We start from the raw sequence: 21163 nt of genomic DNA on the forward strand, positions 1-21163 counted from the left end.
TCCATGCAACGACCCAACATCATCTTCATCGTGGCCGACGACCTCGGTTATGCCGACCTCGGCTGCTACGGCGGCCGGGATGCGCCATTCGGACCTGTTTCGCCGGTGCTCGATCGCCTTGCGGCCAAGGGCATCAAGTTCACGCAGGGCTATGCAAATTCGCCGGTGTGCTCGCCGACGCGCTTCGCGATGATCACCGCGCGTTACCAATACCGCCTGCGCGGCGCGGCCGAAGAGCCGATCAACAGCAAGAGCCGTGGCAGCACCACGCTCGGCTTGCCGCCGGAGCATCCGACGCTCCCCTCGCTGCTGAAGGATGCCGGCTATCGCACGGCGCTCATCGGCAAGTGGCATCTTGGCTATCCGCCAGCCTTTGGTCCATTGCGCTCGGGCTACGAGGAGTTCTTCGGGCCGATGTCCGGCGGCGTCGACTACTTCACCCACTGCGACTCCACCGGCAAGCATGACCTGTGGTTCGGAGAGGAAGACTGCCAGCAGGAAGGCTACCTGACCGACCTGTTCTCACAACGCGCCGTCGACTACGTGGACCGCATGGCACAGCAGGACGCGCCCTTCTTCCTGAGCCTGCACTACACCGCGCCACACTGGCCATGGGAAACGCGCGATGACGCGGCGAAGGCGCCGGCCGTCAAGAACAACCTGTTCGATCTCGCCGGGGGCAACATCCACGTCTACCGCCGCATGATCCATCACATGGACGAGGGCATCGGCTGGATCATGGATGCGCTCCAGAAGCACGGCATGGCCGACAACACGCTGGTCGTTTTCACCAGCGACAACGGCGGCGAGCGCTTCTCCGACAACTGGCCGCTCGTCGGCGGCAAGATGGACCTGACCGAAGGCGGCATCCGCGTGCCATGGATCGCGCACTGGCCCAAGGTCATCGGCGCGGGCGGCGAGAGTGCGCAGCAGTGCATGACGATGGACTGGTCGGCGACGATGCTCGATGCGGCAGGCGTCTCGGCCGATCCGGGCTATCCGCTCGACGGCGTGTCACTGCTGCCGGTGCTGCGCGATGCGAAGCAGAGCTTCTCGCGCCCGCTGCATTGGCGCATGAACCATCGCGATCAGCGCGCCATGCGCGACGGCGACTGGAAGTACCTGCAGGTCGACGGCAACGAATACCTGTTCAACATCCCGGCCGACGAACGCGAACGCGCCAACCAGGCGCACAAGGAGCCCGCACGGCTCGCCGCGATGCGCGACGCGTGGAATGCCTGGAACGCCACGATGCCGCCGATCCCCGAGGACGCGACCGTGAGCCTTGGCTACTCGGTCAAGGACATGCCCAGTCGATGACGAGCGCCGGCCGGCGCTACAGGGCCCGTACCGGCATGCACAGCTCGCAGCTGAACGCGCCGGTCTTTTCGTCCATGACGAAGTCCTTGCCGTAGATCTCGATCGGCGGCGCGTCGTCGGCCTGGTAGCCGCTGTCGGGCAGCCAATCGCACAGTTGCACCCATGCCGCGTGGATCTCCGCGGAGGTGCCCGAAAAGCGGGTGCAGGCAAAGCGACCTCCGCGAAGGGTCTGCACGCCGATCTCGCCGGTCGGCCGGAAATCCTCTTCAACTTCGATGCAGGCGTCGTACCGGCACTTCTCGGGCGGCGTGACGTCCGCGTTGTCGTGGCTGATGCCGTACATCACACGGCGCGGCTGCATCAACCCTTGCTGGCCGCACCACGCGGCAAAGCGCTGCCAGAGCTGCGCAATACCAGAACTGCCGTAGGGCCCGACGTGCCGCATGTAGGCCACGCGCGCAGGCGAGACAGTCTTGAGTTCGACCTTCATGGGTGCCTCTCCTGAATCGGTTGCACCAGCAACACGGCCCTTGGGCCAGGAACGCTCATCGTGCCGGAAGGCATCGATGACGGCTTGATAGCTGTTGCGATCCGCTTGATGAATCTTGCTGAGCTGCATCCGGCGCTGTTCGGCCCACGCGCGGAAGGCGCCGCGCCGCCACGCGGTCGGCGTGACACCGAAATGCGCGCTGAATGAGCGCGTGAAGACTGCCGCGGAGCCGAAACCAACATCCAGCGCGATGGCCAACACCGGCTCCGGCGGCACGAACAGCAGCCGCGTCGCCGCGACTTCAAGCCGGCGGCGCCGCACGCGGTCCGCCAACGTCTCGCCGGTCATGGTCTGGAAAACGCGATGGAAATGCCAAGACGAGAAGTGCGCGACCGAAGCGAGCATCGTCAGGTCCAGTGGCTCTGCCAGGTGCTCGTCGATGTGGTCGATCACGCGATTGATGCGCGCGATATAGGTGTGCCGCGGCGTCGTCATACCCCGCCCTGCGATAGGTCCAGCCGAGTCGTCGATTTGACTTCGACACTATTTAGATATATCTTTTCTGATTCAGATAACGACATCGAGGTGAATTCCATGCGAGGTTTCAAGCACTTTTTACACGGCGCCCTGCGCGGCGAACATGGCGACGGCCTCGGCGGCGGCCGAGCCGAGGGCCGCGAACACCGCGGTGGCATGCGCGGCGGTCGCGGCGGCGGAAGGGTTTTCGGGCATGGCGGCCTGCGCTTTGTGCTGCTGCAATTGATCGCCGACAAGCCCGGGCATGGCTACGAGTTGATCAAGGCCATCGAAGAACGCCTTGGCGGGCGCTACAGCCCAAGCCCCGGCATCGTCTACCCGACCCTCACGCTGCTCGAGGAACTGGGCTATGTGAATGTCGACACTGCCGACAGCGGTGGACGCAAGCGCTATTCCGTCACCGATGCCGGCCGCGAATTCCTCGCCGCCAATCGTGCGACGACCGACGAAATGATGGCCCGCATGGACGGCGGTGTCGACGGCGCCGGTCCGCGCGCCGGGCGGCCGCCCCAAGTGGTCCGCGCCATCGAAAACCTCAAGCTCGCGATGCGCATGCGTCTCGCGCGCGAACCGCTCACCGAACAACAAGCCCACGAATTCGCCGCGGTGCTCGACAGCGCCGCTCAACAACTGGAACGCATCTAGAGATCACCGATATGACCGAATCCTTCGAAACACCTCCCTCCTCCGCGCCCGACCGACTGCCGCGGCGTGTCCGCCATGACCTGCGCTTTCGCAAGCTCCAGGTGCAGGCAGTGCGGCGTGTGACGCCCCACCTCATTCGCATCACGCTCGGCGGTGATGAACTCGCCGGCTTCACGAGCCCCGGCTTCGACGATCACGCCAAGATCTTCTTCCCCGACGCGAAGACGGGCGCCCTCACGGTGCCGACCGTCGGCCCCGACGGTCCGCAGTGGCCGGCGGGCCCGAAACCCATGATGCGTGACTACACGCCCCGCCAGTACGACGCCGCCGCCGGCACGCTCGAAATCGACTTTGCCCTGCACGACGCTGGCCCCGCCACGCAATGGGCCGAGACCGCAAAGCCCGGCGACGTCCTCGGCGTGGGCGGGCCGCGCGGGTCCTTCATCATCCCGACCGCGTTCGACTGGCATCTGCTGGTCGGCGACGACACCGCCTTGCCCGCCATCTCGCGCCGCCTCGCGGAACTGCCGGTCGGCGCGAGCGCCGTCGTGCTGGCGGAAGTCGACAGCGAAGTCGACGAGATCCCGCTGGAATCCGCAGCCGACATCGAAGTGCATTGGGTGCACCGGCGCGGTGCAGAGCCCGGCACCGGCACGCCGCTGCTCGACGCGCTGCGCGCAATGATCCTGCCCGAGGGCGACTTCCATGCCTGGGTGGCCTGCGAATCGAGCGCCGCGAAGTCCCTTCGCGCGTACCTGGTCGGCGAACGCGGCGCGCACCCCAAGTGGATCAAGGCCTCCGGCTACTGGCGCAGGGGCGCGGTCGCGATCCACGACACGCACGACGAGTAGGCCCGCCCCTTATCGAAAGCGCTATGGCGCGTGCTGATTGACTCGGGAGGGGGCCGGGTCGAAAATTCGCGCTTTGAATACTTAGGCATTACGCCCTGAGGAGGGAGTCGAGGGATGGACATGAGCATGGCGCAGTGGCATTTCTTCGTTTCGCTGTTGACTGGCGTTCTGCTGCTCTTCGGCCTCATGTGGGCGTTGCGCCGCCTTGCCGGGCGGCGCGAAGCGGAGCGCCGCATCGAAGCAGCCAGAGTGCGCTCGGGGCATGTGCCCCTTGAGATCCCCACCGTCCGCGGCGGCCTGAACGCGTCGGGCGATTCGGTGCCCGACACGCTTCCCGAATGGTTCATCCAGGGCAAGGGTGAACATGCGGTGGTCGACGAGCATCCCCGCATTCGCGTCCGCTATGTCGACTCCCACGACAAGAAGGCCGAATGCGTGATGCAGGTCGATCATCTCGATCTGCAGAAGAAGACCATCATGGGGCACTGCGAATTGCCGGGCGAAATCAGGCGCCTGCCTCTGCACCGGATCACCTCTGCCCGCATCGCGGAGTCCGGCCAGCGCTTCAATGTCGACACGTGGGTGGAAGCCGTGCGTGTCGCTCGCCGGCGGCGCGGCGAGCACTGACGCGCCGACCCCCTCCCATCTGTCCGCAAGGCGTGCGCGCGGCTGAGCCGGGCACCGTTCCTTCCCCAAGCCCTCCCGGTCCTGCAAGAGATCGATTATGGGAATCGGCATGCTCTACCTTACTGATGTTCAATTCGTGCGAGGAGTCGTTCAACGACGTCACTGGCCTCGCGCTGGCGCAGCGCCCTCGCCTCTCGCTGCTCAGGCTCATCGCCTTCGCCCAACTCAAACTTGGCCACCGCAACCGGACCGTCCTTGCGATAACCCTCGGTCTCTCCAACCTGCGCAAATCGGGCACGCAAGAGGTCCAGCGCGTTTTTCACAACATCGCTGTGTTTGCCTTCAAGCGCTTGGCGAAACGCCCGCGCCACCGCATCAGCACCTCCAGAGGCATGCTCCAGGCAATAGATCAAGTCATGCGCATCCTTGCGCTCGAAACGCTGATCGAATGCGAACGCCTTCAAGCATGAAAAGCTGATCAGGTTGGCATGCTTGATCTTTTCGACAGCGATCCCATCGCCGCCCAGCAGTTCTGCCTCGATCTCGGTGACCTCATGCAGGTCGAACACGATCGACGAGTGCGGGATGTTGATGGCCGAGATCGTCCCATCGGTTGGCAACGGTTGCACCCGGCCTCCAGCAATCTCGGGTGCGTCCGCCAGAAACTCCAGCACCATGAGCGCTCCATGCTCAGTGCGAGTCTGCCAACGCCAGGAGAGCTTTTGCTGCTTGTCGTTCTCTGCACGCTCGAAGCCCATCTTCTTCAGGTTCTCTTCAAGCGTGTGATAAGCATCCGTGTTGGCCAAGATCTGCAGATCGATCACGATATCGACATCCATCGTCCCTGCATGCGCCGGTACGACAGGAGGCCGAGCCTTCACCAGATAACGTGGCGTGAGCCCGCCGACCAGATAGACCGAGTCCTTCCATGGCCCCAACCCGCGCAGCAGCGTCACGAGGACGCGTTCGCAGTCGAGCGTGTACTGGTCGCTGTAGCCGTCGAGCGTTGCGGGCTTGACCATCAGAATCCGATCCTTTCCCGGCGCAGGTGCTCGGCCATCTCCTTGGCGCGACCTTCACCCCGCAACAGGTCGAGGTAGACCTGCACTGGGCTCGCCAGCCACACGCCATCAACCCGCTCGCGGAACAGCAGTTCCCCCGCAGTTTTCGTCTCGATGACGACAAGGTTCGCCCCCTCGGTGACGACGCGCGCATCCAGTTCTGCCAGTGCGGCCTCGGCGCCCGCTGCCGGCAACAGCCGAGTACGCACCTGCGAGATGCCGGACAGGAATGGCGCATAGCGCTGCGCGGCGGCCTCGTAGCTCACCGCGTAGGCGGCCTGATGCACGTCGAAGACTTGACCGAGGCGCTGGAGCAAGGCATCAGACTTCAGACCGGGCACGTAATGGCGGCGCAGTACCGGCGCAGGCGAGCCAGCGAGCTGCTGGGTCCACGCGTCCAGCAACTCGCCAGGTTCCCGCAGATGGCGCTCCTTGCCCGGCCCCTGCCCACGGGATTCGAGCCAATCGAAGCGCTCGAGCTCACTCAGCACATCGGAGGCGGTGGACGGCGCGACCTGCGCCCGTTCTGCCACCTCGGTGACGCCGAACCAGTCCTGATGGTGAATCAGGAGCGCATGCAGCACCTGCGCGCGGCGTCCGGAGAACAGCGACCGCACCGATTTCTCAAGGGACTTCGGGGGCGGCCTGTCGATGTACACGTAGGCCCCCGGGGCCGGCAGGAACAGACTACCACCGCTGTCGTAGTAACCGACGCGCTCCGACTTGAGCAAGTCCTTCGCGCCCGGCGAAAGGGACTCTGCAACCAGCAGATGTTGGACATCGGGCGGGTATGCCTGACGCAGCGCCTTGAATTGCCACAGCACTTGACGCACGTCCCGGGGATACGCGGTCTTTTTCGCCTCGACCAGGAGGACGATCGGCTTGCCGGCAACGTTAAGATGGATCTCGGCATCGACTTTGTAGGGGACTGCTGGGGCCGCCTCCCGCACGTCCATCTCGGCGCGCACATCCGGCAGTTCCCGGAGTGCATCCAGGAACCGCTCGATCAGTGCGTGTTCGGCGCTGGTTGATTCAGTCATGGCATGGATTATTCGCTGCTCAGCGAATAATACCGTTTGCGCGAATATTCGACAATAACGGTATTTTCGCTGTTCAGCGAATCTGCCGGATTTGATCGGGACGCAGATCGCTCGTCGTCAGCGTGGCGGTGAGCTTGGACAAAAGTGCCCTAAATTTGCCCCAGAAAAGTGATGCAGAAACGGTAAGCTGTTGATTCATATGGAAAAATTAGAAGTTTCTGCGCACACGCCCATGATGACCCAATACCTGGGACTCAAGGCAGACCATCCGGACACCCTGCTCTTCTACCGGATGGGCGATTTCTACGAACTTTTCTACGCCGATGCCGAGAAGGCTTCGCGCCTGCTCGACATCACGCTCACCCAACGCGGGCAGTCTGCCGGCCAGCCAGTGATCATGTGCGGCGTGCCGTTCCATTCGGTCGACACCTACCTCGCACGGCTGATCAAGCTCGGCGAATCGGTCGCCATCTGCGAGCAGGTCGGCGAGGTCGGCGCCGCCAAGGGCCCGGTCGAGCGCAAGGTGGTGCGCGTCGTCACGCCCGGCACGTTGACAGATGCCGAACTGCTCAACGACAAGAGCGAGTCGCTGCTGCTCGCCGTGCACGCCGGTTCGCGCAACTTCTGCGGGCTCGCGTGGCTCAGCGTCACCGGCGCCGAGCTTCGCCTGGCTGAATGCCCTGCCGATGCGCTCGAAGCCTGGATCGCCCGCATCGCACCCAGCGAGCTTCTCTACAGCGCCGAGGTCACGCCCGCCTTTGAGTCGCGACTGAAGGCCGCGCGCAGCGCCACGCCCTTCACGCTGTCGGTCCGACCGGCCTGGCAGTTCGACGGCGGCCTCGGCGAGCGCAAGCTGTGCGAGCAGATGGGCAGCACCCATCTGGCCGCCTGGAACGCTGAATCTCTGACCAACGCGCATGCCGCCGCCGCCGCGCTGCTGGGTTACGCCGAACACACGCAGGGACGGGCGTTGTCGCACGTTCAGCGGCTTTCGGTCGAACGCGACGGCGACCTGATCGAACTCCCGCCGACCACCCGCCGCAATCTCGAACTGGTGCAGACGCTGCGCGGGGAAGACTCGCCGACGCTTTTTTCGCTGCTCGACACCTGCATGACGGGCATGGGCAGTCGCTTGCTGAAGCGCTGGCTGCTCGCACCGCGCCGCGACCGCGGAGATGCACAGGCACGGCTCGAAGCCATCGCGGCGCTTCAGGCGGCTCCGCCCGGCGGCACTGCAGCGCCGTGGCGCACGCTGCGCGAGCAACTCAAGAACACGAGCGACGTCGAACGCATCGCCGCGCGTGTCGCGCTGCGCCAGGTGCGGCCGCGCGAACTCGTCGCACTGCGGATGGCGCTGGCCAAGGCCGAGCAGCTCGCGCCCGCGCTGCCGGGTTCGGCGGCGCTGTTGGCCGACATCGCGGCCCGGCTCTCACCGCCTGCGGGTTGCGTCGAGGCACTGGTCGCCGCCATCAGCCCCGAGCCAGCCGCCCTGGTGCGCGATGGCGGCGTCATCGCCACCGGCCACGACGCCGAACTCGACGAGCTGCGCGCCATCAGCGAGAACTGCGACGACTTCCTCCTGAAACTCGAAGTCAGCGAACGCGAGCGCACGGGCATCACGAACCTGCGCGTGCAGTTCAACCGTGTGCACGGCTTCTACATCGAAGTCACGCAAAGCGCGCTCGACCGTGTGCCCGACAACTACCGACGCCGGCAAACGCTGAAGAACGCCGAGCGCTTCATCACGCCCGAACTCAAGGCCTTCGAGGACAAGGCGCTGTCGGCGCAGGACCGCGCCCTGGCGCGCGAAAAGTGGCTCTACGAGCAACTGCTCGACGCCCTCCAGCCCTTCGTCGCCGGCCTGACGCGCCTTGCCGGCTCAATCGCCTCGCTCGACGCCCTCTGCGCGCTCGCCGAGCGCTCCCACACACTGCACTGGCGCGCGCCAGGCTTCGTCGCGCATCCGTGCATCGAAATCGACAAGGGTCGCCATCCGGTCGTCGAGGCGAGGTTGGCCGAAAAGTCGTCAGGCGCTTTCATTGCGAACGACACGCGGCTCGGGCCGCAGCAGCGCATGCAGGTCATCACCGGCCCCAACATGGGCGGTAAATCGACCTACATGCGGCAGGTGGCGATCATCGTGCTGCTGGCTTCGATCGGCTCGCACGTGCCGGCGGAAGCGTGCCGGCTCGGCCCCATCGATGCGATCCACACCCGCATCGGGGCCGCCGACGACCTGGCCAACGCGCAGTCGACCTTCATGCTGGAAATGACCGAGGCCGCGCAGATCCTGCACGGCGCGACCGCCCATTCGCTGGTGCTGATGGACGAGATCGGCCGCGGCACCAGCACTTTCGACGGCCTGGCGCTGGCCGCCGGCATCGCGGCGCAGTTGCACGACCGCACACGCGCGTTCACGCTCTTCGCCACGCACTATTTCGAGCTGACCGAATTCCCGGCCACGCATCATGGCGCCGTCAACATGCACGTGAGCGCAACGGAGGCTGGCCGCGACATCGTGTTCCTGCACGAAATGCAGCCTGGCCCCGCCAGCAAGAGCTACGGCATCCAGGTCGCGCGATTGGCCGGCATGCCGGCAGCCGTGGTCAACCATGCGCGGCAGGCGCTGGAAGCGCTCGAAGCGCATCAGACCCAGGCCCGCGCCCAGGTCGATCTCTTCGCGCCGCCACCGGCAGCCGAGGCGCCGACGGTCAGCGCCGTAGAATCCGCGCTGATCGCGATCGATCCCGACGCGATGAGCCCGCGGGAAGCGCTCGAAGCGCTCTACGCTTTGAAGAAACTCCAGATGCGCGAGCAGGGCTAGGGTTGGTTGGTGGTCCGTTTCGTGCAAGAAGAACTCATGACTTACTGCGTAGGCATCAAACTCAACGCCGGATTGGTGTTCCTGTCCGATTCGCGTACCAATGCGGGGGTCGATCACATCAGCACCTTCCGCAAGATGATCGTCTATGAAAAGCCGGGCGATCGGGTCATGGTGTTGCTGTCGGCCGGCAACCTGAGCATTTCGCAGTCGGTGCGCGAAATCCTGCAGATCGAGGAACTGCACGAAGTCCGCGAAGACGGCGAGGAAGGCACGCCCATGACGATCTGGAATGCCAAGAGCATGTTCGACGCGGCCCGCGTACTGGGCTCGGCCGTGCGCCACGTGTACGACCGCGATGCCGAGGCGCTCAAGCATGCGGGGCTGGACTTCAACGTCTCGTTCATCTTCGGCGGGCAGATCAAGGGCGAAGGCATGCGCCTCTTCCTTGTCTACGCTGCCGGAAATTTCATCGAGGCGACCAGCGAGACGCCCTACTTCCAGGTCGGCGAATCGAAATACGGCAAGCCCGTGCTCGACCGCGTGCTCACGCCCGACACCCCCCTGGACGAAGCCGCCAAGTGCGCGCTGGTGTCGATGGATTCGACGATGAAGTCGAACCTGTCGGTGGGCCTGCCGCTCGACCTCGTGGTGTACGAGGCCAATCAGCTGCAGACCGACAAGGTGATCTGCATCGATGCCGAGAACCCCTACTACCGCATGATGCACAACAGCTGGGGCCAGAAGCTGCGCGAAGTGTTCGACAGCATCGAGGATCCGGTCTGGGACGACGCCTTCACCGAGCATCCGCTCAAGATGCCGGCCACGCGACACGGCGCGCTGCGCAAGATCTCCACCCCCGACGAAAAGCTGATCTGAACACCCCCTTCCGGGGCAACCCCGGCGGCCCGGCGGAGCCGGTTCCGCGGGGTTTCGCGAACGGGCATCGCATTCCCATGCTCCCTCCTGTCATCTTTTCCCACGGCAACAGCTTTCCGGCGAGCACCTACCGGGTGATGCTCGACAGCCTGCGCAATCGCGGCTTCGACGTCGATGCGATCGAGAAATTCGGCCACGATCCGAAGTACCCCGTGACCGACAACTGGCCACACCTGGTGGAGCAGCTCGCCGATTTCGCAAGGGAACGCGTGAAGCAGGCAGGCAGGCCGGTGTTTCTCGTCGGCCACTCGCTTGGCGGATTCCTGAGCCTGATGTGCGCCGCGCGGCATCCTGAACTTGCCCGGGGCGTGGTGCTGATCGACTCGCCGATCATCGGCGGCTGGCGCGCTGGGACGATCAACCTCATGAAGCGCACACCGCTCATGAAGAGCGTCTCGCCCGGCACGATCAGCCGCAAGCGCAAGAACATCTGGGAGCATCGCGAAGCGGTGTTCGAGCACTTTCGCAGCAAGAAGGCCTTCGCGAAGTGGGACGAGCGCGTGCTGCGCGACTACATCGAGCACGGCACCTTCGATACGGAGGACGCCCGCGCCCTGAGCTTTGACCGCGACGTCGAAACCGCGATCTATGACACCCTCCCGCACAACCTGAGCGCACTCCTGCGCGCGCATCCGCTCAAGTGCCCGGCCGCCTTCATCGGCGGCCGTCAGTCCGTCGAAATGCGCCGCGTCGGCATGACGATGACGCAGCAAGTCACCAAGGGCCGCATCATGATGTTAGACGGCACACATCTCTTTCCAATGGAAAAGCCGATCGCCACGGCAGCGGCCATCGAAGCGTCCCTGCGAAACCTGGCCTAAGCCTGCCGGCAGGCCCCTTCCAGAAATACCGCGGAACCGGCTTAGCCGGGCCGCCGGTATTGCCCCCGGTAGGGGGTGGGCGCCCGACACGAAGTGCGGGCAACCTGGGGGCGAGCTTTAATCCGCCCAGACGACCATTCCGCTCCAGGCGGTCGCCAGCACCACGATGCCAAAGGCAATGCGATACCAGGCGAATGGGATGAAGCTGTGGGTGCTGATGTACCGCAACAGCCAGCGCACGCAGAGCCATGCGCTGATGAACGAAAACACGAGGCCGACCGCGAACAGCGGAATATCGGCCACCGACAGCAACGCACGTTCCTTGTAAAGGCTGTAGACCGCCGCACCGATCAGCGTCGGAATCGCGAGAAAAAACGAAAAATCCGTCGCCGCCTTGCGCGAGAGCCCGAGCAGCATGCCGCCGATGATGGTCGCGCCGCTGCGGCTTGTCCCTGGAATCATCGCGAGGCACTGCACGAGCCCGACCTTGAGTGCGTCCCAGGGCGTCATGTCGTCGACGTTCTCGATGCGCACGGAGCCGGGCGGGCGCCTCTCGGCCCACAGGATGATGAAGCCGCCGAGGATGAATGTGCTGGCAACGACGACCGGGATGAACAGGTGCGCCTTGATCGCCTTGCCGAACAACAGCCCCAGGACCACCGCCGGCAGGAAGGCGATCAGCACGTTGAGGACGAAGCGCCGCGCCTTGGGCTGCCGGGGCAGCGCAACGATGGTCGAGTGGATCTTGTGCCAGTAGACGAGGACAACCGCGAAGATCGCACCGGTCTGGATCGCGATGTCGAATACCTTGGCCTTGTCGTCGTCGAAACCGAGAAGCGAACCTGCAAGGATCAGGTGGCCGGTCGACGAAATGGGGAGGAATTCAGTCAGGCCCTCCACGATGCCCATGATGGCGGCCTTCGCCAGCAAAACAATATCCACGCACGCTCCTTGAAAGAGCGTCGATTATCGCGATGCGCGCGTTCAGAATTCTTTCAATCAGCCGCGCGAGATGACCCGGACGACCGTTTCGCAATGGTCGCGGAATCCCATGCGAAGGTAGAGCCGGTGCGCGCTCTCGTTGTCCCGCATGACATGGAGAAACGGCGTTTCGCCACGCTGAAGTTGGCTGCGGATCAGTTTCGCGGCCAGTCGGCGCGCAAGACCCCGACCCTGGAAGTCGGGATGCGTGCACACGCCACTGATCTCGCGAAACGTGCCGGCGCACATGCGCTCGCCGGCCATGGCGATCAGGCGTTCCCCTTCGAAGCAGCCGAAGTAGTCGCCGAGTTCGGGGGTTCGCGGGCCGAAAGGACCGGGGCGCGTCAGCGACGCCAGTTCGACCGCCTGCGCGGCGTGCTCAGGCTTCAGCGGAATGGCGTCAAGCGATGGGTCATCGTCGGGCATCGATCCCGCCCACACCATCCTGAACATGGTCGAATCCAGTTCGATCCGCCAGTTGGCCGGCGCAAGGCCCGACCAGTCCATGCAATAGAAGTGGTCGCCGGGTTCGCAGTACGGCGTCAGTCCGTCGAGATCGGGATATTCGGTGTCCGCGAAGCCGACGATCGGCGAAAAGCCGACGGCGTACCGGCGAATGCGGTCAGTGCCGATGGTGTACTTTGCGTGAGGGCCGGCCAAGGTGTGCCAGGCGATGTTGTCGAGCAGCGGGTTCATCGTGATGTCGATCCTATCGACTCGCGCGGGCGAGCCTGTTCCTTCAGGCCAGCCGCTGCCGCAATGCGCGCACCGCGCTGTCGACCGTGGTCAGCACAGGCAGCCCCGATGCCGCTTCGCAGGCGCTGCGGGCGCGCGCCATGCTGAACTGCGCGAGCGCCAACCGCGTGCAGCCGCGATCGCGCAAGCGTTTGGCCTCGCCGGCAATGCGCTCGTCGTGCTGTTGCACGTCACCGCGGTTCAGCGCTTCGAGCGCGCCCTCGGCCAGCGCGAGTTCGAGCTCGACGTCTTCGGGAAACTCGGGCGGCATCGATTCCAGCGTCGGCTGGAACGTGGCGATCAGCCCCAGCTTGCCGGTGCCCGCCGCCACTTCCGCGACCATCGCCTCATTGGGCTTGAGCACCGGGATGCCAGCGTGCCGGCGCGCGACGGCCTCGATGCAGGGACCAAAGGCCGAGCAGGTGAAGAGAATCCCCTCGGCGCCGGTGCCCACAACGTAGTCCGCCAGTCGCTGAAAGCGCTCGTGCATCGCATCGTCGAGCCCTCTCCCACCGCGCGCGAGGTCGGCCGACAAGCTGTCGTCCATCAGGTTCATGCGCACGGCCTGCGGCCAGTCGCGCTCGAAGGCTTCGTTGATGGGTGCGATCGAATGGGTCAGGGCGTGGATCAGGGCGATGCGGGTCATGGCTTGGGTTTCGGCGGAATCGGTGACATGAACCGGCGGTTGTACAGCTTTTCCGTCTTGCGAGTTGCCGGTCAGCCCGCCTGCGATCCACGGACTGCGCGCGTCACCGTATCGATCGACGACGCCAGGCGCGCCGCGATCTCCTGCAAATCCTTCCGCCCGGCGATGAAAGGCGGTGCAAGCAGCACGTGATCGCCCTGCCTGCCATCGACCGTCCCACCGAAGGGATAGCAAAGCAGCCCTTGCGCCATCGCCTCCTTCTTGATCTGGGCGTGCAATTTCAGTCCCGGCTCGAAAGGCACCTTGTTCGCGCGGTCGGCGACCAGTTCGATACCCCAGAAGAAGCCCCTGCCCCGGATCTCGCCCACGTTCGGATGCGCGCCCAGCGTCTCGCGGAGCATCGCGCCGAAGGCTTCACCGTTGTCGCGCACCTTGGCGAGCAGGCCGTCGCGGTGGATCGTGCGCTGCACCGCGAGCGCGGCGGCGCAAGCCACGGGATGGCCGAGGTAGGTGTGCCCATGCTGGAAGAAGCCGCTGCCCTGCGACATCGCCTCGACGATCCTGCGCTGTGCCAACACCGCGCCGACCGGCTGGTAGCCGCCGCCCAGCCCCTTGGCGATCGTGACCAGATCGGGAATCACGCCTTCCTGCTCGCAGGCGTACAGAGTACCCGTGCGGCCCATGCCGCACATCACCTCGTCCAGGATCAGCAACACGCCGTAGCGGTCGCAAACCGCGCGCACGGCCTTGAAGTAGCCCGGCACCGGCGCCAGCACGCCGGCAGTCGCGCCGCCCACCGTTTCGGCCACGAAGGCGATCACGCGGTCGGCGCCCTGCGCGAGGATCGCCGCCTCCAGTTCGGCCGCCAGCCGCAGGCCGTATTGTTCGGCCGTCTCGCCCTCGCGCTGTTCCCGATAGGGATAGCACGGCGACACATGCGTCGCCTGCACGAGGATCGGCGCGAAAGGCTCGCGGCGCCATGCGTTGCCGCCGACCGCCAGCGCGCCGAGCGTGTTGCCGTGGTAACTCTGCCGGCGTGCGATGAAGTGCGTCCGCTGTGGCTGGCCAATCTCGACGAAGTACTGCCGCGCCATCTTGAGCGCCGACTCGACCGCCTCCGAGCCGCCGCTCACCAGGTACACGTGGCTCATGCCTTCGGGCGCGGTGCGGATCAGTTCGTCGGCCAGTTCCTCCGCCACCTCGGTCGTGAAGAAGCTCGTGTGCGCATAGGCGAGCTTGTCGATCTGCGCATGCATCGCCGCGATCACGTCCGGGTGGCCATGCCCGAGGGACGACACCGCCGCCCCGCCCGAAGCATCGAGGTATTCGCGCCCGGCGGCGTCGCGCAGGGTCATGCCGCTGCCGGACACGGCGACTGGCGGCGTCTGGCGAAGGTGGCGGTGGAAGACGTGCGTCACGGCGGCTCTCCGATTGTGGAACTAACGTATTGGTGCAATTATTGTTTGGAACATTTGTTCCGTCAACAAGCCGTCCGAACCACGTTGTTTCATCCAGTACATTCGTTTGAACGAAAAAGAGAGGGAAATCATGGGTGTCAAGGACGACCTCAGGGAGCGCTTCGCGACTCTGAGCCCGGCGTTGCAACAGATCGCGAAGTACGTGCTCGACCATCCGAACGAAGTCGTGACCCGCTCGATGCGGACCGTCGGCACGCGCGCGGGTGGCACGCCGGCGACGTTGGTGCGCTTTGCCCAGCATCTGGGATTTGCCGGCTGGCCGCAGTTCAAGGAGGCGGTCGCGGCGGAGCTGGGCCTGGCTTCCGAAGCCTACGGCGAGCGCGCCCGCACCCTCGTCGGTCGCGCGAGCGACCAGTCGTTGGTCGGCGAGATGTTCAAGGTCCACCGCCACAACCTCGAATCCACCGAGCGCATGAGCGGACCTTCCCTGCATCGCGCCTGCGCGCTGCTGGAAAAGGCGGCCACCGTGCACGCAGCGGGTTTCAGGGCGTGCTTCTCGGTCGCCTTTTCCTTCGTCTACGTCTACCGGATGTTCCGCGCCAGCGTGCGCCTGATCGACGGTCAGGGCGGGTTGCTCGAAATGCAGCAGCGCGCGATGGTCAAGGGCGATGCGCTGGTCATCGCCAGTTTCGCACCCTACTCCCGCGAGGCGCTGCAGGTCGCCCAGGCGGCCAAGGCGGCCGGATGCAAGGTGCTGGCGCTGACCGACAGCGAGGCGTCGCCGCTGTCGCTGCTGGCGGACGAGACGCTGCTTTTTGCCATCCACAGTCCTTCGTTCTTCCCATCGGTCGCTGCCGCCGCGGCCTTGACGGAGGCCCTGCTGGAATTGCTCGCCAGCCGCGCCGGCAAGTCGGTCGTGAAGCGAATCGAGCAGGCTGAAGCTCAGCTGTTCGAGTCCGGCGCCTACCTGCAGGCGCCACGACCACGCGGGGGTTGACTCAGGAACCGGTCTTCGCGACGGGCTGTGTCGCGAGAGGCTGCGGCTTGTCCTGATCCATCCAGTCGGCCTGCCAGCCGCCGCCCAGTGACTGGATCAACGCCACCGCCGCGATCTGGCGATTCGATTCCAACTGAAGCAGCGTTTGCCGCGCATTGAGCGCGGACACCTGCGCAACCACGACGCTGGTGTAGTCGATGGTGCCGGCACGGTAGCGGTTGAGGAACTGCTGCTCCGTGCGATCGGCAGCGGCAGAAGCCTCGCGGCGATTCACTTCCTGTTGCGCGAGGCTGGCGCCCGCGGTGAGTTGGTCCTCGACATCCTGGAACGCGGTCAGCACCGTCTGCCTGTAGCGCGCCACAGCCGCTTCGTGGCCAGCCTTGGCTGCATCGACGCTCGCGCCGATCGCGCCGGCATCGAACACGACTTGTGCGACCGACAGGCCCAGCGACCAAAGCGTGTTCGACGCGTTGAACAGATCGCCCACCTTGCTCGCCGCGCTGCTGATTCCGCCGTTGAGCGTGAAGTTCGGATAGTAGGCAGCACGCGCAATGCCGATCTGTGCATTGGCGGCCGCCACTGCCCGCTCTGACGCGGCAATGTCGGGCCTGCGCTGCAGGAGCGTCGTCGGTACGCCGGTCGGCACGCCCGGAACGACGGGCTTCCAGTCGGCAACCGGCAGCGAGAAATCGGCTGGCGGCACCCCCACGAGCACCGCGATGGCGTGCTCCAGCGTGTCGCGGGTGCTCTGCACCGCCTGGCGTTGGGCCCGAGTGGACAGATAGAGCGTCTCCGCCTGCAACACATCGCTTTGCGCCGCGATGCTGGCCTCGTAGCGGTTGCGAGTGATCTCCAGGCTGCGCTTGTAGCCTTCGATGGTGACGTCGAGGATGTGAATTTCGGCATCGGCCTCGCGCAAGGAGAAATAGTTGGTCGCGAGCGTGGCGATCGACGACAACCGCGCGAGCGCGAGGTCGGCCTCGCTCGCCTGCGCGTTGGCCTGCGCGCTGTCGACGGCCTGGCGCAGTCGACCCCAGACGTCCGGCGTCCAGTCGGCATTCAGCGTTGCGGTAGCGGCCGTCACGGGCGACTTGTTGCGGGCACCGGTGCGAACCGCGCTCCCATCCAGCGTGACGCTCGGGAACAGCGCCGCGCGCTGCCCGCGAACCAGCGCCTGGGCCTGTGAATAGTTGGCGACCGCGGTCGCGATGTTCTGGTTCGACACCTGCACGCGGCCCGCGAGATCGTCGAGGGTCGGGTCCTCGAAAAGCTTCCACCACTCGCCGCGATCCAGCGCATCGGCCGGCGCTGCGGGCAGCCACCCTTCGGCCGCCGGCGCGGATTTCCACGCGGCCGGCGCCGCGGTCGTCGGCTGGACATAGGCGGGGCCCACTGCGCAGCCGGCCAGTGCCGCGGCCATGGCCAGGGCCACGGAGGTGCGCATGAAACTGCGGCGCTGAGGGCGACGGAAGGAAAGTCGGTTCGGTGCGGTCATGGTGTCGGGGAGGCGTCGGCGGCGCGGCTCAGGTATTTCTCGTTGGCGGGTCGGCGGCGCAGCTTGTCGAGCAGCACGTAGACGACCGGCGTGGTCAGCAGCGTCAGCAACTGGCTTGCGATCAATCCGCCGATGATCGCGACGCCCAGCGGCTGGCGCAGTTCCGCGCCCAGGCCGAAGCCGATCGCGAGCGGCAGCGCGCCGAGCGCCGCGGCCAGCGTGGTCATCAGGATCGGACGGAAGCGCAGCAGGCACGCTTCGCGCACGGCCTCCACCGCCGTGAGCCCTCGCGAGCGCTCGGCCTCCAGCGCAAAGTCGATGATCAGGATGGCGTTCTTCTTGACGATGCCGATCAGCAGGAAGACGCCGATCAGCGCAATGATGGAGAACTCCATGCGGAACAGCAGCAGCGCCAGCACTGCGCCCACGCCCGCGGACGGCAGGGTCGTCAGCACGGTAATCGGATGAATCAGGCTCTCGTAGAGCACGCCCAGCACGATGTAGATGACAACCAGCGCCGCGACGATCAGGAACCATTGCTGCCCCTGGGACTGCTGCGCCGCCAGCGCGGTGCCCTGGAAGCTGCCGCGCACGTTGACCGGCATCGCGATGTCGGCCTCGGCCTGCGCAACGATGCGCTTGGCGTCGCCCAGGCTCACGCCATCGGCCAGGTTGAACGAGACGGTGCTGGCAAGCTCGGTGTCCTGGTGGTCGATGGACGTCGGCACCGCGCGCTCGCTGAATTTCGCGAAGGCCGACAGCGGCACCATCAGCGTCGTGTCAGTCGCGACCTGCTGCCCCGTGGAGGCGGTGCGCAGCGCAGGGTTGGCCGAGATGAGGGTCGATGTACCGGTCGTCGCATCCCTGTTTTCGTCGAGCGAACTGACGATCGTCGCGCCGTTTGCCGTGGTGGTGCTCGCCAGCGTCGAGGGCACGAAGAGGTCCTTGAGCACGATCGGCGCGCGCTGGAAGCGCGGCGCCCATTCCATGATCACGGAGTACTGGTTGAGCTCGTCGTAGATGGTCGCCACCGAGCGTTGGCCGTAGGCGTTGTAGAGCGCGTTGTCGACTGCCATCGACGTGACGCCGAGCCGCGCGGCGGCGTCTCGGTCGACGTCGACGTAGGTCTCGACGCCGTTGTCGGCGTCATCGCTGTCGACATCGGTCAGAGTCTCCTCCTGCCGCAAGCGGTCGGCCAGCTTGGTGGACCAGGTGCGCAGATCGGCGAGGTTGTCGCTCTTGAGCGTGTATTGGTAGGTGGAGTTGCTCGACCGTCCGCCCATGCGCAAGTCCTGCACGGGGCTCAGGAACACGCGCAGCCCCGTCAGCTGGTTGAGTTGCGGGCGAAGGCGGTCGATGACCGCCTGCGTGCGTTCGGTGCGCTCGGAAGTGGGCTTGAGATTGACGAACATGAATCCGCCGCCCGCCCGGCTGCCGCCCGCGAAGCCCACCACCGAGTCGACCGCCGGGTCCTTGTTGATGATGTCCACGGCCTGCCGCAGCTTTTCGTTGATGGCCTCCGACGAGATGCTCTGATCGGCGCGCAGGCCGGCGTTGAGCTGGCCGTTGTCCTGCTGCGGAAAGTAGCCCTTGGGAATGGCGCCAAAGAGATAGACATTCAGCCCGATCACTGCCAGCAGCACCGCGATGACCACGCCCTTGCTCGCGAGCGCCCAGTCGAGGCTGTGGGCATAGGTGCGCAGCGTGACGTCCCACATGCGTTCGGCCATGCGGATGAACCAGGCACGCACCCGGCCCGGCGGCTTGCCGGTCTCTTCGGCCTCGCTGCGCAACAGCATGGCGCACAGCATCGGCGTGGTGGTCAGCGAGATCACGAGTGAAATCATCACCGCGACCGACAGCGTGACCGCGAATTCGCGGAACAGCCGTCCGACCTGGCCGCCCATGAAAAGCAGCGGGATGAACACGGCCACCAGCGAGATGCTGATCGACAGCACGGTAAACCCGACTTCGCGCGCGCCGCGCAAGGCCGCCTCGACACGGTTCATGCCCGTTTCGACATGGCGCATCGTGTTTTCGAGCACAACGATCGCATCGTCGACCACGAAGCCGGTCGCAACGGTGAGCGCCATCAGGCTCAGGTTGTTGAGGCTGTACCCCAGCAGGTGCATCACGCCGAAGGTGCCGAGCAGCGAAACCACCGTGGCCACCGCCGGCACGATGGTGGCACGCGCCTTGCGCAGGAACAGGCCGACCACGAGCACGACGAGGACGATGGAGATCATCAGCGTGCCCTCGATCTCGCGCAGGGAGGCGCGGATGGAGTTGGTGCGGTCCGAGGCGACCTGAATGTCGATGTCCTGTGGCAGCTGCGCGCGAAGCTCTGGCAACAGCTTGCGCACACCGTCCACGGTCTCGATGATGTTGGCGCCCGGCGCCTGCGTGACAAGCACGATCACCGCGGGCGCGCCGTTGAAGAGACCCAGCGTACGCGTGTTCTCGACGCCGTCGATCACGCGCGCCACATCGCCCAGGCGTACGGCCGCGTTGTTGCGCCATGCAATGACGAGATCCTTGTAGTCGGCCGCACGCCTTCCGGGCGCCGGCGTGTAGATCTGCAGCTTGCGATCGCCGCTTTCGATCGCGCCTTTGGGTCGGTTCGCGTTGTTGGCCTGGATCGCTGCGCGCACGTCCTCGGTGCTGATGCCGAGATTGTTCAGCGCAAAGGGCTCCAACTCCACGCGCACCGCAGGCAGTGAGCCACCGCCGATCTCGACCTCGCCCACGCCTTCGACCTGAGACAGCCGCTGGCTGACGATGTTGGAGACTTCTTCGTAGATCTGCCCTGGCGTGCGGGTCTTGGAGGTCAACGCAAGAATCATGACCGGCGCGGCGGTCGGATTGCGCTTGCGATAGGTCGGATTGCTCCGCAACGTGGCCGGCAGATCGACGCGCGCCGCATTGATGGCGGCCTGCACCTCACGCGCGGCACTGTCGATGTTGCGGCTCAGGTCGAATTGCAGCGTGACCCGTGCCGATCCGTTGGAACTCGTCGACGTGAGTTCATTGACACCGGGAATGATGCCCAGCCTGCGCTCCAGCGGCGTGGCGACGCTCGACGCCATCGTGCTGGGACTCGCGCCGGCAAGCTGCGCCTGGACCGAGATCGTCGGGAAATCGACTTGCGGGAGCGGCGACACCGGCAACACCAGGAAACCGACAATGCCGGCCAGGGCCAGGCCGATGGTCAGCAGGACCGTCGCGATCGGGCGCTCGACGAAAGGTCTCGAGAGGTTCATGGGGTGCTGTTGGGGTGGCGGAGGCGGGCGGTGTGCGCTGGGCCGGCCGACGTCACCGGCCCTTCGGGCTGCCCTGCGCTGCTCGCGGTACGCGGGGTCCGCGCAAACTCGCTTCGCTCAAACACGCGCGGCCCTTTTTCCGCGCACCGCTGCGCTGCTCGGCGGTGCCTCAACGGCCGGCCCAGCGCACACCGCCCGCCTCCGCGGAAAGGGTGGGGGTAGTTTGTCCGCCACCGTCGCTGTGATGAACTCGCAGGCCATAGGCGTTCGAGACGCACGCATCCGTCGCACACCCACGGAGCCCGGTATGCGGTGCGGGCTGTGCGACCCTTCTGCGCCGCCGAAGCGCGCAGCCTCAGGCGGATCAGGGCCGCGTGTGTCTGAGCGCAGCGAGTTTCACGCGGACCCCGCCTGAGGCGAGCACTGCAGGGAAGCCCGAAGGGCCGGCGCAGCGGGGTCGCACAGCCCGCACCGCATAC

At 65.7% G+C, this 21163-nt stretch carries 18 protein-coding genes; 8 read left to right on the plus strand and 10 right to left on the minus strand.

All coding sequences use genetic code 11. The features are described from left to right. The first annotated feature begins 3 nt into the window (after window positions 1–3). Window positions 4–1320, plus strand: a complete 1317-nt coding sequence (locus tag AC1DN9_RS24660; RefSeq protein ID WP_478104414.1) for a sulfatase family protein — start codon at window positions 4–6, stop codon at window positions 1318–1320. 16 nt (window positions 1321–1336) lie between these two features. On the opposite strand, the gene AC1DN9_RS24665 is transcribed toward AC1DN9_RS24660, so the two are convergent. Further along, window positions 1337–2263, minus strand: coding sequence for an AraC family transcriptional regulator (locus AC1DN9_RS24665; protein ID WP_478104416.1), 927 nt, complete (start codon window positions 2261–2263; stop codon window positions 1337–1339). A 141-nt stretch (window positions 2264–2404) separates the two neighbouring features. On the opposite strand from AC1DN9_RS24665, the gene AC1DN9_RS24670 reads away from it, so the two are divergent. The 3 genes from AC1DN9_RS24670 to AC1DN9_RS24680 all read left to right on the plus strand — a co-directional run bounded on the left by AC1DN9_RS24670 (window position 2405) and on the right by AC1DN9_RS24680 (window position 4470). Further along, the gene (locus AC1DN9_RS24670; RefSeq protein ID WP_478104440.1) at window positions 2405–2992 is read left to right on the plus strand and encodes a PadR family transcriptional regulator; all 588 of its coding nucleotides are present in this window, start codon (window positions 2405–2407) and stop codon (window positions 2990–2992) included. Between the two features lie 11 nt (window positions 2993–3003). Continuing rightward, window positions 3004–3843: a siderophore-interacting protein gene (locus AC1DN9_RS24675; RefSeq protein WP_478104417.1), complete on the plus strand. Its 840-nt coding sequence runs from the start codon at window positions 3004–3006 to the stop codon at window positions 3841–3843. 114 nt (window positions 3844–3957) lie between these two features. Next, on the plus strand, window positions 3958–4470 hold the full coding sequence (locus tag AC1DN9_RS24680; protein WP_478104418.1) for a hypothetical protein: 513 nt from the start codon (window positions 3958–3960) through the stop codon (window positions 4468–4470). Between the two features lie 119 nt (window positions 4471–4589). On the opposite strand, the gene AC1DN9_RS24685 is transcribed toward AC1DN9_RS24680, so the two are convergent. The 3 genes from AC1DN9_RS24685 to AC1DN9_RS24695 all read right to left on the minus strand — a co-directional run bounded on the left by AC1DN9_RS24685 (window position 4590) and on the right by AC1DN9_RS24695 (window position 6770). Further along, entirely contained in the window at window positions 4590–5492 is a 903-nt protein-coding gene (locus tag AC1DN9_RS24685; RefSeq protein ID WP_478104420.1) for an antitoxin, read from the minus strand. Next, a complete protein-coding gene (locus tag AC1DN9_RS24690; protein ID WP_478104421.1) occupies window positions 5492–6571 on the minus strand; it encodes a helix-turn-helix domain-containing protein in 1080 nt (359 codons plus the stop codon). Before AC1DN9_RS24690 ends, AC1DN9_RS24685 begins: the two co-directional genes overlap by 1 nt. Before the next feature lie 73 nt (window positions 6572–6644). Beyond that, window positions 6645–6770, minus strand: a complete 126-nt coding sequence (locus tag AC1DN9_RS24695; RefSeq protein WP_478104422.1) for a hypothetical protein — start codon at window positions 6768–6770, stop codon at window positions 6645–6647. On the opposite strand from AC1DN9_RS24695, the gene mutS reads away from it, so the two are divergent. The 3 genes from mutS to AC1DN9_RS24710 all read left to right on the plus strand — a co-directional run bounded on the left by mutS (window position 6771) and on the right by AC1DN9_RS24710 (window position 11152). After that, entirely contained in the window at window positions 6771–9395 is a 2625-nt protein-coding gene (gene mutS, locus AC1DN9_RS24700) for a DNA mismatch repair protein MutS (RefSeq protein WP_478104424.1), read from the plus strand. A gap of 36 nt (window positions 9396–9431) precedes the next feature. Continuing rightward, window positions 9432–10271: a proteasome-type protease gene (locus AC1DN9_RS24705; RefSeq protein WP_478104425.1), complete on the plus strand. Its 840-nt coding sequence runs from the start codon at window positions 9432–9434 to the stop codon at window positions 10269–10271. 77 nt (window positions 10272–10348) lie between these two features. Further along, entirely contained in the window at window positions 10349–11152 is an 804-nt protein-coding gene (locus AC1DN9_RS24710; RefSeq protein ID WP_478104426.1) for an alpha/beta fold hydrolase, read from the plus strand. Window positions 11153–11269: 117 nt separating this feature from the next. Here the strand turns inward: AC1DN9_RS24710 and AC1DN9_RS24715 are convergent, their stop codons facing one another. The 4 genes from AC1DN9_RS24715 to AC1DN9_RS24730 all read right to left on the minus strand — a co-directional run bounded on the left by AC1DN9_RS24715 (window position 11270) and on the right by AC1DN9_RS24730 (window position 14932). Continuing rightward, entirely contained in the window at window positions 11270–12094 is an 825-nt protein-coding gene (locus AC1DN9_RS24715) for an undecaprenyl-diphosphate phosphatase (protein ID WP_478104427.1), read from the minus strand. Window positions 12095–12151: 57 nt separating this feature from the next. Continuing rightward, entirely contained in the window at window positions 12152–12829 is a 678-nt protein-coding gene (locus AC1DN9_RS24720) for a GNAT family N-acetyltransferase (RefSeq protein WP_478104429.1), read from the minus strand. Window positions 12830–12872: 43 nt separating this feature from the next. Beyond that, window positions 12873–13514 (minus strand): aspartate/glutamate racemase family protein, encoded by a 642-nt coding sequence (locus tag AC1DN9_RS24725; protein WP_478104430.1) that lies wholly within the window; start codon window positions 13512–13514, stop codon window positions 12873–12875. A gap of 71 nt (window positions 13515–13585) precedes the next feature. Next, a complete protein-coding gene (locus AC1DN9_RS24730) occupies window positions 13586–14932 on the minus strand; it encodes an aspartate aminotransferase family protein (RefSeq protein WP_478104431.1) in 1347 nt (448 codons plus the stop codon). A gap of 130 nt (window positions 14933–15062) precedes the next feature. Between AC1DN9_RS24730 and AC1DN9_RS24735 the strand changes: the two genes are divergently transcribed. Beyond that, window positions 15063–15929: a MurR/RpiR family transcriptional regulator gene (locus tag AC1DN9_RS24735; RefSeq protein WP_478104433.1), complete on the plus strand. Its 867-nt coding sequence runs from the start codon at window positions 15063–15065 to the stop codon at window positions 15927–15929. 1 nt (window position 15930) lies between these two features. Here AC1DN9_RS24735 and AC1DN9_RS24740 read toward each other — a convergent pair whose 3' ends face one another. Then, window positions 15931–17373, minus strand: coding sequence for an efflux transporter outer membrane subunit (locus AC1DN9_RS24740; RefSeq protein ID WP_478104434.1), 1443 nt, complete (start codon window positions 17371–17373; stop codon window positions 15931–15933). A gap of 47 nt (window positions 17374–17420) precedes the next feature. Next, window positions 17421–20684, minus strand: coding sequence for an efflux RND transporter permease subunit (locus AC1DN9_RS24745; protein ID WP_478104435.1), 3264 nt, complete (start codon window positions 20682–20684; stop codon window positions 17421–17423). Between the last annotated feature and the right edge of the window lie 479 nt (window positions 20685–21163).

This window comes from Variovorax sp. 05L425 (genome assembly GCF_056397705.1).